The sequence below is a fragment of the Pseudomonas sp. PSKL.D1 genome, from assembly GCF_028898945.1.
Lineage (GTDB): Bacteria > Pseudomonadota > Gammaproteobacteria > Pseudomonadales > Pseudomonadaceae > Aquipseudomonas.
Map to the genome: position 1 here is coordinate 3,928,924 of NZ_CP118607.1, position 16,793 is coordinate 3,945,716.

The 16,793-nt window shown below is 64.3% G+C and carries 12 protein-coding genes; 8 read left to right on the top strand and 4 right to left on the bottom strand.

Annotated elements, in window-relative coordinates:
- Positions 1-51 precede the first annotated feature (51 nt).
- Together PVV54_RS17460 and PVV54_RS17465 are read right to left on the bottom strand one after the other, a co-directional pair.
- Complete coding sequence (locus PVV54_RS17460; RefSeq protein WP_274906460.1) at positions 52-531, bottom strand: histidine kinase; 480 nt, start codon at positions 529-531, stop codon at positions 52-54.
- 169 nt (positions 532-700) lie between these two features.
- Complete coding sequence (locus tag PVV54_RS17465; protein ID WP_274906461.1) at positions 701-1,177, bottom strand: sigma-70 family RNA polymerase sigma factor; 477 nt, start codon at positions 1,175-1,177, stop codon at positions 701-703.
- Positions 1,178-1,388: 211 nt separating this feature from the next.
- Here PVV54_RS17465 and PVV54_RS17470 point away from each other — a divergent pair, with 211 nt between their 5' ends.
- From PVV54_RS17470 to PVV54_RS17480, 3 genes are read left to right on the top strand one after another with little or no spacing between them, the layout of a single operon-like run.
- Positions 1,389-2,561, top strand: a complete 1,173-nt coding sequence (locus PVV54_RS17470; protein ID WP_274906462.1) for an efflux RND transporter periplasmic adaptor subunit — start codon at positions 1,389-1,391, stop codon at positions 2,559-2,561.
- Positions 2,562-4,526 (top strand): MacB family efflux pump subunit, encoded by a 1,965-nt coding sequence (locus tag PVV54_RS17475; protein ID WP_274906463.1) that lies wholly within the window; start codon positions 2,562-2,564, stop codon positions 4,524-4,526.
- Between the two features lie 3 nt (positions 4,527-4,529).
- Positions 4,530-5,936, top strand: a complete 1,407-nt coding sequence (locus PVV54_RS17480) for an efflux transporter outer membrane subunit (RefSeq protein WP_274906464.1) — start codon at positions 4,530-4,532, stop codon at positions 5,934-5,936.
- Between the two features lie 54 nt (positions 5,937-5,990).
- On the opposite strand, the gene pvdP is transcribed toward PVV54_RS17480, so the two are convergent.
- On the bottom strand, positions 5,991-7,616 hold the full coding sequence (gene pvdP, locus PVV54_RS17485; RefSeq protein WP_274906465.1) for a pyoverdine maturation tyrosinase PvdP: 1,626 nt from the start codon (positions 7,614-7,616) through the stop codon (positions 5,991-5,993).
- Positions 7,617-7,828: 212 nt separating this feature from the next.
- Between pvdP and PVV54_RS17490 the strand changes: the two genes are divergently transcribed.
- The 5 genes from PVV54_RS17490 to PVV54_RS17510 all read left to right on the top strand — a co-directional run bounded on the left by PVV54_RS17490 (position 7,829) and on the right by PVV54_RS17510 (position 15,691).
- Positions 7,829-9,175, top strand: coding sequence for a dipeptidase (locus tag PVV54_RS17490; protein WP_274906466.1), 1,347 nt, complete (start codon positions 7,829-7,831; stop codon positions 9,173-9,175).
- 16 nt (positions 9,176-9,191) lie between these two features.
- The gene (gene pvdN, locus PVV54_RS17495; protein ID WP_274906467.1) at positions 9,192-10,478 is read left to right on the top strand and encodes a pyoverdine-tailoring periplasmic protein PvdN; all 1,287 of its coding nucleotides are present in this window, start codon (positions 9,192-9,194) and stop codon (positions 10,476-10,478) included.
- Between the two features lie 41 nt (positions 10,479-10,519).
- On the top strand, positions 10,520-11,422 hold the full coding sequence (gene pvdO / locus PVV54_RS17500) for a dihydropyoverdine dehydrogenase (protein ID WP_274906468.1): 903 nt from the start codon (positions 10,520-10,522) through the stop codon (positions 11,420-11,422).
- A 32-nt stretch (positions 11,423-11,454) separates the two neighbouring features.
- Entirely contained in the window at positions 11,455-13,104 is a 1,650-nt protein-coding gene (locus PVV54_RS17505) for a cyclic peptide export ABC transporter (RefSeq protein ID WP_274906469.1), read from the top strand.
- A gap of 112 nt (positions 13,105-13,216) precedes the next feature.
- Entirely contained in the window at positions 13,217-15,691 is a 2,475-nt protein-coding gene (locus PVV54_RS17510; RefSeq protein WP_274906470.1) for a TonB-dependent siderophore receptor, read from the top strand.
- Between the two features lie 72 nt (positions 15,692-15,763).
- Here the strand turns inward: PVV54_RS17510 and PVV54_RS17515 are convergent, their stop codons facing one another.
- Positions 15,764-16,726: an alpha/beta hydrolase gene (locus PVV54_RS17515; protein ID WP_274906471.1), complete on the bottom strand. Its 963-nt coding sequence runs from the start codon at positions 16,724-16,726 to the stop codon at positions 15,764-15,766.
- Positions 16,727-16,793: the final 67 nt, after the last annotated feature.

Below are 16,793 nucleotides of genomic sequence, written 5' to 3' on the forward strand. Positions count from 1 at the left end.
CAAAGGGCTAGAGAATAACAAATACCCTCTGCCTTGCCCCCAACGAACGGCCTATCGGCTGAAAACAGTGTGGGCGAAGTTCCGGTGGCGAATGGCTGGCGTACTGCCACTGGACATGCCCGGCGGCAGCGGCAGTTTGCCTATGACCAAGGGCGCATCGATGATCGCCATGAACGACTCCAACGCCTCGTTATCCGGTACCTGCGGCAAGCTGACGTTCACCGCCTGGCGTTCGGTTTGCGGCACCGCAGGCACTTTCAGGTGCTGGGAGTGGTAGAGCAGCGCGTGTTGGATCTGCGCGCTCACCCGGCAAAAGCGCGCCAGGTCGACGCCGGCATGGCTGGCCAACTCGATGTTGCCAAGCAACAGGTTGAACGGCTGAAGCGCACAGTGCACCAGGCGCTGCAGTTCATCGAAGCTTTCCACCGGGGCAATGCGGTAATAGCCCAGCCCGTTGAGCAGGCGTTCCAGCTGCAGGCGCTGGTACGGGTGCTCGTCGGCAATCAGTATGCGCAGGGTCTTGTTCGCCATGGTTGGGCCTGGGCAGTAAGGAAAAAGGGCAAACTCCCTGACCAGACTGCGCCAGCAACAGGCAACCACCAAGGCTGCGCTTGGAGGGGTCAATTTAGATATTTGTCGGTTAACAGTGAGAAATCAAGTCGCCACCACACAGATTTTTCACACGCACTGCATGACTTTTTCAGGACTCCCACTGCCGCATCCGCACCCGGCAGTGCTTCATCGCATTGACGATGTGCTTTTCCACCAGGCTACGGGAGATACCCAGGCGCTCAGCGATCTGTTGATGCGACAGGCCATCAAGCTTGCGCAGCAGGAAGCTTTCCCGACAAGGCAGGCTCAATTCATCCAACGCTTTCTGCATGAGGGCCAGGCGCTGGTCCAGTTGCATGTCCTGGGGAAACGCGGAGCTATGCCAACGCTCGTCCTGTTCAAGTACTTCCAACGGTTCGGTCTGTCGGACCAAATGCCGCCGATGGCGGTCGACCACCAGGTTGAGCGCAGTGCGATAGAGGAAGGCCCGAGGATGCTCGATCTGTTGAAGATCGGTGCGCTCCAGCACGCGCAGGTAGGCATCGTGGGCAACATCTTCCGCCGCCTGGCGACTGCCAAGGCGCGCGCAGAGGAAGCTCACCAATTCGCGATAGTAGTGTTCCACGACGGTACCTGAAACGTCCTTGCCAACCAGGGCCGAGCAAGGCGGGAGGCTGAATGATATCAGGCTGGCATCTTACAAATTATAATTATTCTCAGCAACACGATCGGTTCGACCCGCCCAGCTAATTTCCGCCACGCTGCCTTCGTCTATCGGGGACCTCCCTGCGCACGCAGTTGCCAGCGTGCAGCCATCACTCCGGCTGGAAGCCCTCATGAGACGTGAATCCCCTATCCGCCGTCGCCTGGTACTTGGTGGCCTCGGTCTGCTCAGCCTGGGCAGCCTGCTGGCCTGGAAGGCCCTGCCTTTCGGCACGCTGCCAGTCAGTACCGTCACGGTCACCCGCGCCGACATCGAAAGCAGCGTCACCGCCCTGGGTACCCTGCAACCCCGGCGCTATGTCGACGTCGGCGCCCAGGCCTCCGGGCAGATCCGCAAGCTGCACGTGGAAGCCGGCGACCCCGTGCGCAAAGGCCAGTTACTGGTGGAGATCGACCCCTCGACCCAACAGGCCCGCCTCGACGCCGGACGCTTCTCGATTGACAATCTCAAGGCCCAGCTGGCCGAACAACGCGCCCAGTTTCAGCTCGCCCAACAGCAACTGAAACGCCAGCGCGACCTGGCCGCCGCCGGCGCCACTCGCGATGAGGACCTGCAGGCAGCCGCTGCCCAGTTGAAAGTGACCCAGGCGCGTATCGAGATGTTCCAGGCGCAGATCCGCCAGGCCCAGGCCAGCCTGCGCAGCGACGAGGCGGAACTGGGTTACACGCGCATCTATGCGCCGATGGATGGCACCGTGGTGGCGGTGGATGCCCGTGAGGGCCAAACCCTCAATGCCCAGCAACAAACGCCGCTGATCCTGCGGATCGCCAAACTGTCACCGATGACCGTATGGGCGCAGGTGTCCGAAGCCGATATCGGCAAGGTCAAGCCCGGCATGACTGCCTACTTCACCACCCTGGCCGGCGGCAAACGCCGCTGGGCCAGCAACGTGAGGCAGATCCTGCCCATCCCGCCCAAACCCCTCGAACAAACCAGCCGCGGTGGCGGCGGCCCGGTCGCCGCCACCAGCGGCACCACCGGTAGCCAGGTGGTGCAGTACACCGTGCTGCTCGACGTCGACAATCCGGATGGCGCACTGATGGCCGACATGACCACCCAGGTGTTCTTCGTCGCCGGCCAGGCCAGCCAGGTGCTCAGCGTGCCGCTGTCGGCGCTGGATGACCGCGGTGACCAGCGCCTGGCCCAGGTACTCGACCCGGACGGCAAGGTCCGCCAACGCCAGGTGCGTACCGGCCTGAGCGACCGCCTGCGGGTCCAGGTACTCGACGGCCTGCGCGAGGGCGAGCGCCTGGTGATTGGCGCCAGCCCCGCCAGTGGAGGATGAATGACTACGCCCCTGATTGAACTGCTCGACATCCGCAAATCATACGGCGGCCAGGACACGCCCAAGGTGGACGTGCTGCGAGGCATCAGCCTGAGCATCCACCCTGGCGAATTCGTCGCCATCGTCGGCGCCTCTGGCTCCGGCAAATCGACGCTGATGAACATCCTCGGCTGCCTCGACCGGCCGACTTCCGGCAGCTATCGCTTTGCCGGCAAGGACGTGGCCGAGCTGGGCAGCGACGAGTTGGCCTGGCTGCGCCGCGAAGCGTTCGGCTTCGTCTTTCAGGGCTACCACCTGATACCTTCCGGGTCAGCCCAGGAAAACGTCGAAATGCCAGCCATCTACGCCGGCACACCCGCCAGCGATCGCCATGCCCGCGCTGCCGCCCTGCTGGGGCGCCTGGGCCTGGCAAGCCGCAGCGGCAACCGCCCGCACCAACTGTCCGGCGGCCAGCAGCAACGGGTATCGATCGCCCGTGCATTGATGAACGGCGGCCATATCATCCTCGCCGACGAACCTACCGGCGCCCTCGACAGCCACAGTGGCAGGGAAGTGATGGCCCTGCTGGACGAACTGGCCAGCCAAGGCCACGTGATCATCCTGATCACCCACGACCGCGAAGTGGCGGCCCGTGCGCACCGGGTCATCGCGATCCGCGATGGCCTCAAGACCAGCGACTCTGCCAGCGCTCAGGGCACCGGCGACACCCGCCAGGGGCTGCAGGCCGATGAACTGCGCCAGCGCCTGGACCGCGGCGCAAACCTGCGCGGCGCCTGGAAAGGCGAGCTGCTCGAAGCCCTTCAGGCCGCGTGGCGGGTGATGTGGATCAACCGTTTCCGCACTGCCCTGACCTTGCTTGGCATCGTCATCGGCGTCGCTTCGGTGGTGGTCATGCTGGCCGTCGGCGAAGGCAGCAAACGCCAGGTCATGGCGCAGATGGCCGCCTTCGGCTCGAACATTCTCTACCTCAACGGCAAGGCGGCGACGCTGGGCGAACCGGCGGGCACCATCACCCTCGACGACGTAGCGGCTATCGGCGAACTGCCGCAGGTCAGCCGCATCATGCCGGTGATCGGGGAAAAGCTGATGGTGCGCCAGAACAACAACAGTCAGATGTTCTACGTAGGTGGCAACAACACCTGGTTCGAGGAAATCTTCAACTGGCCAGTCGTCGAAGGCGCCTTCTTCAGCGAGGCCGACGAAGCCAGCGCCGCGGCGGTGGCGGTCATCGGCCAGAAAGTACGGGAAAAAATGCTCGGTGACCACGCCAACCCGATCGGCCAGTACCTGCTGATCGGCAATGTACCGTTCCAGGTGGTCGGCGTGCTCGCCGGCAAGGGAGCCAGCTCTGGCGATCAGGACAGCGACGGACGCATCGTGGTGCCCTACTCTGCTGCGGCGATCCGCCTGTTCGGCCACCGCGACCCGGACTACATCACCGTCGCCGCACGCGACTCGACACAGGTCAACGACACCGAAAAGGCCATCGACCGCTTGCTGCGCCAACGCCACCAAGGCCGCCACGACTTTGAGCTGACCAACGATGCGGCGCTGATCCAGGCCGAGGCGCGCACGCAGAACAGCCTGTCGCTGATGCTCGGTGCGATTGCCGCCATTTCGCTGCTGGTCGGCGGTATCGGGGTGATGAACATCATGCTCATGACCGTGCGCGAACGCACCCGCGAGATCGGCATCCGCATGGCCACGGGCGCACGCCAGCGCGACATCCTGCGCCAGTTTCTCAGCGAGGCAGTGATGCTGTCGATGGTCGGGGGCCTCAGCGGCATCGCCCTGGCCCTGGGCATCGGTGGCGGGCTGATGCTCGCCGGCATCGCCGTGGCCTTTGCCCTGCCTGCCATTCTCGGCGCGTTTGCCTGCGCCGTCGTCACCGGCATCGTGTTCGGCTTCATGCCAGCACGCAAGGCCGCCCGACTCGACCCGGTGAAAGCCCTTACCAGCGAATAAGCCATGACCTTGCCAAGCCGCATAAGCCTGTTGACCCTCTGCCTGGGGCTCACTGCCTGTAGTACCCCACATGCACCTTCAAGCGGTATCACCGCACCACAGAGCTGGCAGGGTGGGACTTCCTTGCCCACGGTGGCCCCACCCTCGACACGCTGGTGGCAAACCTTCGCCAGCAACGAGCTGGACCAACTGGTCGAGCGCGCACGTGACAATGCCCATGACCTCGCCGCTGCCACCGCACGGGTGCGCCAGGCACAGGCGCAAGCTGTGATTGCCGGGGCACCACTGCTGCCCGAAGTACAGTTTGGCCTGGATGGCAGTCGCCAGCGCCTGCTGCACGGGCCCGGCAACAATGCGCTGGATGTCAGCAAAAGTGCCCCCACCTACAGCACCTTCGGCACGCAACTCACCGCCAGCTACGAGCTTGATTTCTGGGGCGGGCTGCGCTCAGCACGCGCCAGCGCCCTGCACGACCTCGACGCCAGCCGTTTCGACCGCCAGACGGTGGAGCTCACCCTGGTCAGTGCCGTTGCCAACAGCTACCTGCAAGGCCTGGCTCTGGATGAACAGCTGCGTATCGCTCGCCTGAACCTGCGCAATGCCCGAGACGTGCTGAAGCTGGTCGAAACCCGCCAGCGCGCAGGTTCAGCCACGCGCCTGGAGCTTGCCCAGCAGCGCAGCCTGGTGGCTGCCCAGCAGCGTCAGGTGCCGCTGCTCGAACAGCAACGGCAGGACAACCGGGTCACCCTCGCCACCCTGCTCGGTGACCCGGTACAGGCTCTGCCCGCCAGCCGCCAGACGATCGCCACCGTGCAGTGGCCATCCATAGGCAGTGGCGTGCCCAGCGAGCTTTTGGCCCGGCGACCGGATATTGCGGCCGCCGAAGCACGCCTGGCAGCCGCCAATGCCAATGTGCAGGTGGCCAAGGCCGCATTGCTGCCCCAGGTCACGCTCGGCGCAACCCTGGGCACGGGCGCGAATACCTTTGCCCGGATGTTCGACAGTTCCTACTACACGCTCACGGCCGGCCTGGTCGCTCCCGTTTTCAACAACGGCCGGCTGCGTGCCGCGCGTGCGCTGGCCGAAGCCGAGCAGGACGAGCTGCTGGAAAACTACCGCAGCAGCATCCTGGCCGGGTTTGCCGATGTCGAAAAAGCCCTCAACGCCATCCAGGGCGTCGAGCGTCAACAGCAATGGCAAGATGAGGAGGTCGAGCAGGCTCGTCAGGCCTTCGATCTGGCCCAGCAACGTTATGGCGCAGGGGCTGAGACGCTGCTGACCGTGCTGGAGACGCAACGCACGCTATACGTGGCGCAGGATCAGCAGGCGCAGCTGCGCCTGGCCCGCCTGCAAGGCAGCGTAGCGTTGTACAAAGCACTGGGAGGGGGCTGGCAGGTGCAGTCACGTTGACAACGAGGCCATGGGAAAGGCCCGCTCCCATGGCCTCTGCACTGCCAAGGTGTACTAACGCAGCTGCCCGACGACTTTGAGGTTGCGCGCATACCAGGGCCGCTGTGGCACCTTCGGCCGCAGCTTGGCAAAGATGTCGTCATTGCCGTAGATGATGCGCAGTGCCAGCTTCATGGTTTCCGGGTCCATCTCCACGCTACGCCCTGGCAGCAGCCCCGGTACGTTGGAGCAACCGTGGGTATCCGGCCCCAGCCACGGGTCGGCCACCTGCACCCAGCGCCCCGGCGCGAACCACGGCACACCGTTGATCTCCATGCGCCGTACTTCACCCGGGTGCAGCCGTTCGTGAGCGCGAAACCAGTCCTCGATGCGGTCGTCGATCCAGCCATGGAAATGCCAGAACACAGGGTTCACATGGGATGAGAACGGGTCGCCGAGGAAGTCGTTTTCGGCGCCATACCAGCGTTGGGCAAAATCGTTCGGCGTGCGCGCCATCGGCACCGGCATGCCATTGGCCGGGTCACGCGGCACCGATGCCCAGCGCATGTGCAGCCAGTCGTGCAAGCCCAGTTCAACTTCCGAGCCGAACTGCCCCAAGGTCAGGGTGCTCAGGTACTCCGGGTCACTGTAGCGGGACTCCCAGACCTGGAAGTTGCCATTGAAGGTGTCCGGGCTCTTGATGTCCCGTACCCACTGGGTGTATTCGGCATCCCCCGGCGCCAGCCAGGTGGGCGGCAAGGCGTTGCCGTCGTGGTTGTCGAAATAGCGGGCGAAACCGGCGCGATCACGCTCGAGTTCCGGCTGCGGCAGCGGGAATCGCGTCCACGACGGCAATGGCTGAATGGCCCGGGCGCTGCGCAGCATATGCCGATGCATGAAGAAAAAGTCCTCACCCGACCCATTGCGGTCCTTGTGCCGCCCACGCGCGTCACGCTCCCGGTCACGCGGCCCCGGCTGCCAGCCGAGGCCGCGCAAGGCCGCGTGCTTGTCGTCGTCAAGCTTGTGCCACTTGTCGCGGGAGGCATGCCAGAGCTGGTGAAACAAACGGTGCTCCGGGGCAATCAGCCAGGCCAGCAATTGCGGTGACAGTGGCGTACGCTCGCGCGCTTCGGGGAAGGTACGCTTGAGCGCCATGAAGCGGTTGTCCTGCAGCGGCAATGCCAGCGAGCGGTCCATCGAGGCAATGCGCCCATTCAGGGTGGCTGGCCCGGCATTGCCGAAAGCCCCCCATACCTCGTCCAGCACGATATGGCATTCGTAACGCACCGGCTGCTCGCCCGCTTCATTACCCAGCAACCGCCAGCGCAGTGTGCCCGGCTTGTCCGCCAGCAGGTCGCCGACCACGCGATAACGCGGCTGCGCCTCACCCCGCAGGCGCTCGGGGGTGTCAAGGAAGCCGCGCAGGCCACGCCCACTTGGCGCAACATCCAGGAACAATTCCAGATCGCCCTCGGGCAAGCCCAGCAGGCCTGCGTCCTCGCCCAGCGCAGTCCATCGCCACACGCCACGCAGCGAGTCGCCCAGCTGCCGCAGGCGGCTGTCAGCCAACTCGACCACCGCCTCGCCGGGGGTCTCCGGGAATTCTTCGGTGGCTCGCTGGCGCTGAAGATAAAGCGCCCCCGGCACCGCCACCCCCGTCAATGCCACACCGGCGATGAACCAGCGTCGAGAAATCGTCATTGCAACTACCTGCGCATTCATTGCGGCCATGGAGCACGGCCCGTCCAAGGCTAGAACGTTGCAGGCACGGTGAAATTTACCGCAGTGCGCAGGCTTGCCTGGCGCCGTCAGGTGCAGGACAGGCGGCTAAATTTCCACCGTGCGGGCTCGTTCCCTCCAGGTAGCGGCGGCCTCTGTGCCCATCCCTCGACGGTGAACCTACTGAGACCAAGATGACGACACCACGCTGGAAAAAAGCCCTGTACATCAGCCTGAGCGCGGCCGTTGTCGCCGGTGCCGGGCTGGCCGCCTGGCAGTACCTGAAAACCCCGGCCGGCTACCCTCGCGAGGTGGTGCGCCAAGCCAACGACCTGCAGGAACGCATCATTTCGTTCGACAGCCATGTCACCCTGCCGCTGAATTTCGGCAGCAGAGGCAACGAAGCCGACCAGGACGGCCGTGGCCGCTTCGACCTGGCCAAGGCTGCACGTGGCCGTCTGTCCGGCGCCGCCCTGACCATCTTTGCCTGGCCCGAATCATGGACGGGCAGCAATGGCCCACATCGCCCCACCGACGGTTTCGTCGAGGCGGCAAGGCATACCCAGGAAGTCCGTTACAATGCCATCAGCGCCATGGTCCGCGATTTCCCCGAGCAGGCCGGCATCGCCTACACCCCGCAAGACATGCGACGCCTGCACGGCGAGGGGCGCTTCGCGATCTTCCTCAGCATGCTCAATGCCTACGCGTTCGGCGATGACATCGACCAGCTCGACCGCTGGGCAGCGCGCGGCGTGCGCATGTTCGGCTTCAGCTATGTGGGCAACAACCGATGGGCTGACTCCTCGCGCCCGTTGCCATTCTTCAACGACACCGCCGATGCGCTGGACGGCCTGTCGCCGATTGGCCAGCGTGCGGTGCAGCGGCTCAACGACCTTGGCGTGATCATCGATGTGTCGCAGATGTCCAGCAAGGCGCTGGCCCAGGTAGTGCAGCTCAGCCGGGCGCCAGTGGTGGCTTCCCACTCGGCCCCGCGGGCCATGGTCGACATCAACCGCAACCTGTCCGACAAGGAGCTGCAACTGATCAAGGACAGTGGCGGGGTCGTGCAGCTGGTGGCCTTCTCCACCTACCTCAAGCCACTGAGCAGCAAGACGCAGGACAAGCTCAACACCTTGCGGGCGCAGTATGACCTGCCGCCGCTGACCAACCTCAACTATGCGCTGATGCCCGGGGACCCGGTGATCGCCGGCTGGCCCGAGCAGAAGGTCGGCCAGTATGCCACCGCGCTGTACGCGATCCTCGACGAAGAGCCACCCGCTTCACTCAAGGATTACGGCGACGCCATCGACTACACGGTGCGCAAGGTCGGCATCGACCATGTCGGCCTCAGTTCGGACTTCAACGAAGGCGGCGGCATCGACGGCTGGCACGACGCCAGCGAAGCACGCAACGTCACCGCAGAACTGATAACCCGCGGCTACTCCGAGGCGGACATCGCCAAGCTCTGGGGCGGCAACTTCCTGCGTGTGTGGGAGCAGGTGCAAAGCGCCGCCAAGCCCAACGCCACGTCGGCCCGATGACCCAGCGAGCGCATTCATGAACGATCGCCGTACCTTTCTCAAGCAAGCCGGCCTGCTCGCCGTCAGCCTGCCCCTGGCTGCACGGTTTGTGCCCGGCGCCCAGGCCGCCACGGCACTGGCCAATGCCGATGACAGCTGGGCAGGTTTTCGCAGCCTGTTCGAGCTGGATCCGGACTATGCCCACTTTGCCAACTTCCTGATCACCTCACATCCCAGGCCGGTGCGCGAGGCGATTGAAGCCCTGCGTGCGCAATTCGACCAGCACCCTGCCCGCCTGGTCGACTGGGACAGCCAGTCCGAGTGGAAGCATGAAGATCAGGTGCGCGAGGCTGCCGCCCGCTACCTTGAAGTGGCCCCGCGCCAGATTGCCCTTACCGGCAGTACCACCGAAGGCCTGGCCCTGATCTACGCAGGCCTGAAAATCGCCCCGGGCCAGGAAGTGCTGACCACCGTGCACGAGCATTCCGCAGCCCGCCACACCCTCAAGTTGCGCACCGCGCGCGATGGCACGATGGTACGCCGGCTACGCCTGTTCGATCAGCCATGGAACATCAGCACCGACCAGGTGTTGGGCACCCTCGCTGCCGCCATCAGCCCCAAAACCAGGGTTCTGGGCATGACCTGGGTCCACTCCGGGAGTGGCGTCAAACTGCCCGTTGGCGAGATCGGCGCGCTGGTGCGCGAAATCAACCGCAACCGCGACGAACACGATCGCCTGCTCTACGTGATCGATGGAGTACACGGGTTTGGCGTCGAAGACATGCGCTTTGCCGACCTGAACTGCGACTACTTCATCGCTGGCACACACAAATGGATGTTCGGCCCTCGTGGCACCGGCATCATCTGCGCGGCCTCAACCGAGCTTGGATCGTTGACGCCGAGCATTGCCACCTTCTCCCAGGACGAGGACTTTGCCACGACGATGAGCCCGGGCGGCTATCACGCCTTCGAGCACCGTTGGGCTTTGGGCAAAGCCTTCGAGCTGCACCTGCAGTACGGCAAGGCGGCAATCCAGGCACGCATCCACGGCCTGAACGAGTACCTCAAGCAACGCCTTGAAACACTACCGGCCGTGCAGCTGGTAACGCCACGCAACGCCAGCCATAGCGCAGGCTTCACCTTCTTCCGGGTCAAGGACCGGAACGCCGACCAGCTGGCCAGCCAGCTCAATCGCCAGCGCATCGTCGTCGATGCCGTGGCGCGTGACGTTGGCCCGGTGGTGCGCACCGCGCCCGGCCTGCTCAACACCGAAGCCGAAATTGACCGCTTGATCGACGTGCTGCACCAAACGTTGCGCAGTTGATCTTTGCCTTTCTCCTAGCCATTGCTGACGGAATCTTGCCCATGCCTCATCTACCCCCCGCTTCGCCCAGGCCATCGCTGCTGCGGCTGAGCCAGCTCGGCGCATCGGCCCTGCTGGCCCTCGCTGCATGCTCGCAAGCCCAGGCTGCCGCTGCACCGCAACCGGGCAGTGTGTTCAGGGACTGCCCCCACTGCCCGGAAATGGTCGTGCTGCCTGCCGGCAACTTCATGATGGGCACTGCGGAAGGTGAAACCGGCCGCGAGCCCGATGAAGGCCCGCAGCACAAAGTGACCTTCGCCAGGCCGTTCGCCATCAGTCGATACCACGTCACCGCCGGCGAGCTCGATGCCTACATCAAGGAAGCCGGCGTGACCATCGCCGACGGCGACGAGCGCCCTGGCCGCCGCTGCACGGCGAGCAAGCCAAGCTACAAGCAGGGCCCGCGCCAACCGGCGGTGTGCGTCAGCCACACGGATGTGCAGGCCTATGCCAAGTGGCTGTCGGCCAAGACCGGGCATGTGTACCGCATGCTCAGCGAGGCCGAGCGCGAATATGCCGCCCGCGCCGGTTCCAGCGGTCCCTTCCCGTTCCCGTTCGACAACGACGACGCACAGAAATACAGCATCGCCCAGCACGCCAATACCTATGGCCCCACCGACGGCTATTCGTACACGGCGCCCGTGGGCAGCTACCCGCCCAACGCCTTCGGTGTGTACGACATGCATGGCAACGTCTACGAATGGGTCGCCGACTGCGGCCATCCCAACTACATCGGTGCGCCCAGCGATGGCAGCGCCTGGACCACCGGCAAATGCCAGACCCGGGTGATGCGCGGCAACGACTGGGGCGAAGCGCCGGTATTTTCGCGCTCCGGCAACCGCAACTACCGCGCCCCCGAAGTCCGGGGCGATTTCCTTGGCTTCCGGGTTGCCCGTGAGCTGTAAGCCTTCCACGACCCGCGTATCGGGAGACGCTCATGTCCACTAAACCCCGCGGCGCCATCCGCGAACTGTTCACCCTGCTCAGGCCTTTCTGGCCTCTGGTAAGCGTATCGATCGTGCTGGGCATGATCGGCGGCCTGAGCGTGACCGTACTGCTCGCGACCATCAACCAGGCCCTGCACAGCGATGCCGGGCTGACCCAGGGCGTGGTGTTCGGCTTTGCCGGCCTTTGCGTGCTGGCACTGGGCTGCACGATCTGCTCGGATATCGGCACCAACCACGTCGGCCAACACATCATCGCCACCTTGCGCAAGACGCTGGGCGAGAAGGTGCTGGCGGCACCGATCGACCAGATCGAGCGCTACCGCAGCCACCGCCTCATCCCGGTGCTGACCCGCGATGTCGACACCATCAGTGCGTTCGCATTCGTCTTCGCACCGCTGGCCATCTCGCTGACCGTGGTCATCGGCTGCATGGGCTACCTGGCGATGCTGTCGTGGCCAATGTTCCTGATCATGCTGGCGGCCATTGCCCTCGGTACGGTCATGCAGTACATCGCCAGGGCCCGGGGCATGCGTGGTTTCGAGGCAGCCCGGGAGGCCGAGGACGAACTGCAGAAGCATTACAATGCGATCGCCGCGGGCGCCAAGGAGCTGCGCATCCACCGCCTGCGCCGCCAACGCATGTTCAGCCACGGGATACAGGACACCGCCGAACGCATCTGCACCACCCAGATGCGCTCGATCAACACCTTCGTGATTGCCAAGAGCCTGGGTTCGATGCTGTTCTTCGTGGTCATCGGCCTGGCACTGGCGTTGCAGTCGATGTGGCCAAGCAGCGACCCGACGGTGATGAGCGGTTTCGTCCTGGTGCTGCTGTACATGAAGGGGCCACTCGAACACCTGATCAGCACGCTGCCGATCATCAGCAAGGCGCAGATCGCGTTCCGCCGCATCGCCGAACTGTCCAGCCAGTTCTCCTCGCCCGAGCCGCACCTGTTGCTCGACGACCACAGCCAGCCGCCGATGAACCTGAACGTGCTGGAACTGCGTGACGTGCGCTATCGCTTCCCACCGGTCGAAGGCAGCGAGCCGTTCCAGCTTGGCCCGGTGAACCTGCGCATCAACCAGGGCGAGATCGTGTTCATCGTCGGTGAAAATGGCTGTGGCAAGACCACGCTGATCAAGCTGCTGCTGGGCCTGTACGCACCACAGGAAGGCAGCATCATGATCGATGGCAAACCGGTGACCGCACAGAGCCGCGACGACTACCGGCAACTGTTCACCACCATCTTCGCCGACTACTACCTGTTCGACGAGCTGATCCAGGGAGACAAACCGGTGCCCCAGGATGCCGAGCGTTACCTCGAACGCCTGGAAATCAGCCACAAGGTCAGTATCCGCGACGGCAAGTTCAGTACCACCGACCTGTCGACCGGCCAGCGCAAGCGCCTCGCCCTGGTCAGTGCCTGGCTGGAAGAACGCCCGGTGCTGGTGTTCGACGAATGGGCCGCCGACCAGGACCCTACCTTCCGCCGGGTGTTCTACACCCAGCTGCTGCCCGACCTGAAGCGCCTGGGCAAGACCATTATCGTCATCTCCCACGACGACCGTTACTTCGACACGGCCGACCAGTTGGTCCGTTTGAGCCGCGGCCAGGTCGTCTGCGAGCTACAGCCCGCCTGATCGAAGGCCGGACGAGCCGGATAGAAAAAATCTTTCCGGTTTTTCCGGCCTTCTGCGTCTCACTAGTGGAAATATAAATCATTATCAATAGCCAGCCTTTCCAGAGCGTACGATGCCAACTACACACAGCCTCTCACCTCTCACCACGGCGCTTAAGCTAAGCCGCCTGCTGCAACCCAAGCTGCTCGGATCGACCATGGGGATGGTCATGTCCTTGCCACTGGCAACCCAGGTAATGGCCCAGGACATCGACTTCAATGTCCCGGCCCAGCCTCTGTCACGCGCGGTGATGGCATTCGGTCAGCAAGCCGGCCTGCAAGTGCTGTTCAGCCCGGAAGACCTCGAAGGCATGCAGGGCAATGCCCTGATCGGCCGCTACAGCGCACAGTCGGGCATCAGCCGGTTGCTCGGCAACGCGGCGGTCAACTACAGCTTCCAGAGCGGCACGCTGACCATCACTGCCCGCAACAAGGATGGCGCGGTGGAACTGGGTGCCACCAACATTACCGGCCAGGGGCTGGGCGCGCAGACCGACGGTACCGGCTCGTACACTACCGGCATCAGCAGCACCGCCACGCGCATGAAACTGTCGCTGCGCGAAACGCCGCAGTCGATCAGCGTGGTCACGCGCCAGCGCATGGACGACCAAGGCCTGAACGACCTCACCGAAGTGCTCCAGCAAACCCCTGGCCTGTCGGTACAGAGCCTGGGCAGTGAGCGTTTCAACATCTACTCGCGCGGCTACTCCGTCGACAACTACCAGTTCGACGGCATTCCCACCACCCTGGACATCGCCAGCCAGGTGTCGGCACAGAGCCTGGCCGACATGGCCATCTACGACCGTGTCGAAGTGCTGCGCGGTGCCACCGGCCTGATGACCGGCGCGGGTGACCCTTCGGCCACCATCAACATGGTGCGCAAGCGCCCCACCGCCGAGTTCAAGGGGCATGTCAGCGCGGGCGTCGGCTCGTGGGACAAGTACCGCACCGAAGTCGACCTGTCCGGCCCGCTGACCCCGACCGGCAACGTGCGCGGTCGCATGGTGGCGGCCTATCAGCAGAACAATAGCTACGTCGACCATTACTCCCAGGAAAAACAGATCTTCTACGGGATCCTGGAAGCCGACCTCACCGACACCACCCTGCTCACGGTAGGCGCCGACTACCAGAAAAACGACCCGCAGGGTTCGTCTTCGGTGGCCTTCCCGCTGTTCTACAGCAACGGCCAGCAAACCAACTTCTCGCGCTCCACCAACAGCGCCGCACGCTGGAGCCACAACCCGCAGGACGCGCTGAACACCTTTGCCAGCATCGAGCAAAAGCTGGCCTATGACTGGAGCCTGAAGGTTGCCGTCAACCAGATGTACATCAAGCGCGACGACTACAAGCTGGCCACCGCCAGCTGGGGCTTCCCCGACATCAACACCGGTGCTGGCGTGCGCCTGTACGGTGGCGCCGGCAGCACCTGGCAGAAGCAGACCGGCCTCGACGTCCAGGCCCAGGGCCCGTTCCAGTTGTTCGGCCGCCAGCACGAGCTGATCGTCGGCTACAACTTCTCGCGCTACGAAAACCGTCACTCGCCCCTGCGCGGCACGGCCATCGAGGGTACCTACGTCAACTTCTACGACTGGGACAACTACACCAACGAGCCGAACACCAGCAACGGCAAGCTCTATGACGGCGACACCACCATCTACCAGAGCGGCACCTACATTGCCACGCGCCTGCGCCCGACCGACGACCTGTCGATCATCCTTGGCGCACGCGCCAGCAACTACAAGTACAACTACGACCTGGAGTACGTGCTGACCCCGGCCAGCAACCGCAACACCCAGTACCGCGAAAGCGGCGTGGTCACGCCTTACGCGGGCGTGGTCTACGACCTCAACGACATCCACTCGGTCTACGCCAGCTACACCAGCATCTTCAAGCCGCAAAGCGTACGCGACGCCACCGGCGCGACCCTGGACCCACGCGAAGGTGACAACTACGAGATCGGCCTGAAGAGCGAGTTCTTCGGTGGGCGCCTGAACACCAGCATCGCAGCCTACGAAATCAAGCAGGACAACCTGGCCGTGGTCGATCCAGGCCAAGTCGTACCGGGTACCACCACGTCCGCCTACAAGGCCGTCAGCGGTGCCACCACGCGTGGTTTCGAAGTGGAAGCCAACGGTGAGCTGATGCCCGACTGGAACGTCGCCGCCAGCTACAACCACAGCATCACCAAGGACTCCGACGACGAGCGCATCAACACCGAAGCCCCGGCCAACATGGTCAAGCTGTGGACCACCTACCGCCTGCCGGGCGACTTCAATCGCCTGACGGTCGGCGGCGGTGCCAACTGGCAGAGTGGTACCCACATCACCGTCACCCCGAGCACGGCCATGGGCACCGTCAAGGCCAAGCAGGAGCAGTTCACCGTGGTCAACCTGATGGCCCGCTACCAGCTGACCGACCAGCTTTCCACCACGCTCAACGTCAACAACGTCTTCGACAAGAAGTACATCAGCGCGCTGGATACCACCTTCTACAGTGGCTACTACGGCGAACCGCGCAACGTGATGCTCTCGGCCAAATACCAGTTCTGATCAAGGCGCAAACAAAAGGCGGGCATCTCTGGATGCCCGCCTTTTTTCTTGCCCCGAATCCCCCCCCCCCGGTCAGCGCGCGAGCAGCGCCTGCAACCACTGCCCGAGGTCTCGGTAAATGCCCTCCACCGCCCCGACGATACCGGCCATGCGCAGGTAGTCGTGGGTCAAGCCTTGTTCGTCGCACAGCGTCACCTGCGTGCCGCTGGCCTGCAGGTGGCGCGCGTACGCCAGGCCCTCGTCGTACAGCGGGTCGAAACCCGCGAGGCCGACATAGGCGGGTGCCAGTGGCGGCAGGTCCCTGGCCTGCAGCGGTGAGGCGCGCCAGTCCAGACGGTCAGCCGGGTTGGGGGCGTAATGCTGGTAGAACCAGCGTAGCGTCTGGGTTTCCAGCAGGTAACCCGCCGCATGCCGTTGGTGCGAATCGCGCTCCTGGCTGATGTCGGTCACCGGGTAGAACAGCAGTTGCGCCAGCGGCTTCAATGCCAGCCCGGCCTGCGGCAGTGCCGCGGCGATCGCCAGCCCCGCAGCCAACGACGCGCCGACACTGTCACCCGCGAACACCACGCGCTCGCGGTCCAGCCCCAGTTGTGCGGCGGTTTCCGCCAGCCAGGCCACGGCATCCTGGCAATCGAGCTGCGCCGTCGGGAAAGCGTGTTCCGGCGCTCGCCGATAGGTCGGGGCCAATACCGCGAACTCGCCCAGGCAGGCCAGGCGTCGGCACACCGCTTCGTGGGAATCGAGGCTGCCCACCACATAGCCGCCGCCATGCAGGTAGAGGATCACCGGTTGCCCGGAAACCGCATCCGGGCGGCGGTACAGGCGCGCCGGCAACAGCGCGCCATCGCGCGTCGGCACCTGCAGCTCGGTTACCGACAGCTCGCCGGGCGGGCTCGGGTCGATGACCTGCGAACTGGCTTCAAAATCGCTGCGGGCCTGCTCGACGGTTTGTTCGTGCATGGCGCGGCTGGCGCCGGTCAGGCGGCCAAACTCGACAAGTTCGAGGAAGGCGGCCAGGTCAGGGTTGAGTGACATTGCGTATCCTTGGTCAGTCATGCTTCAAATGCCGGCCTGGGTCTCTACCCAGGCCGGCCAGTATGTT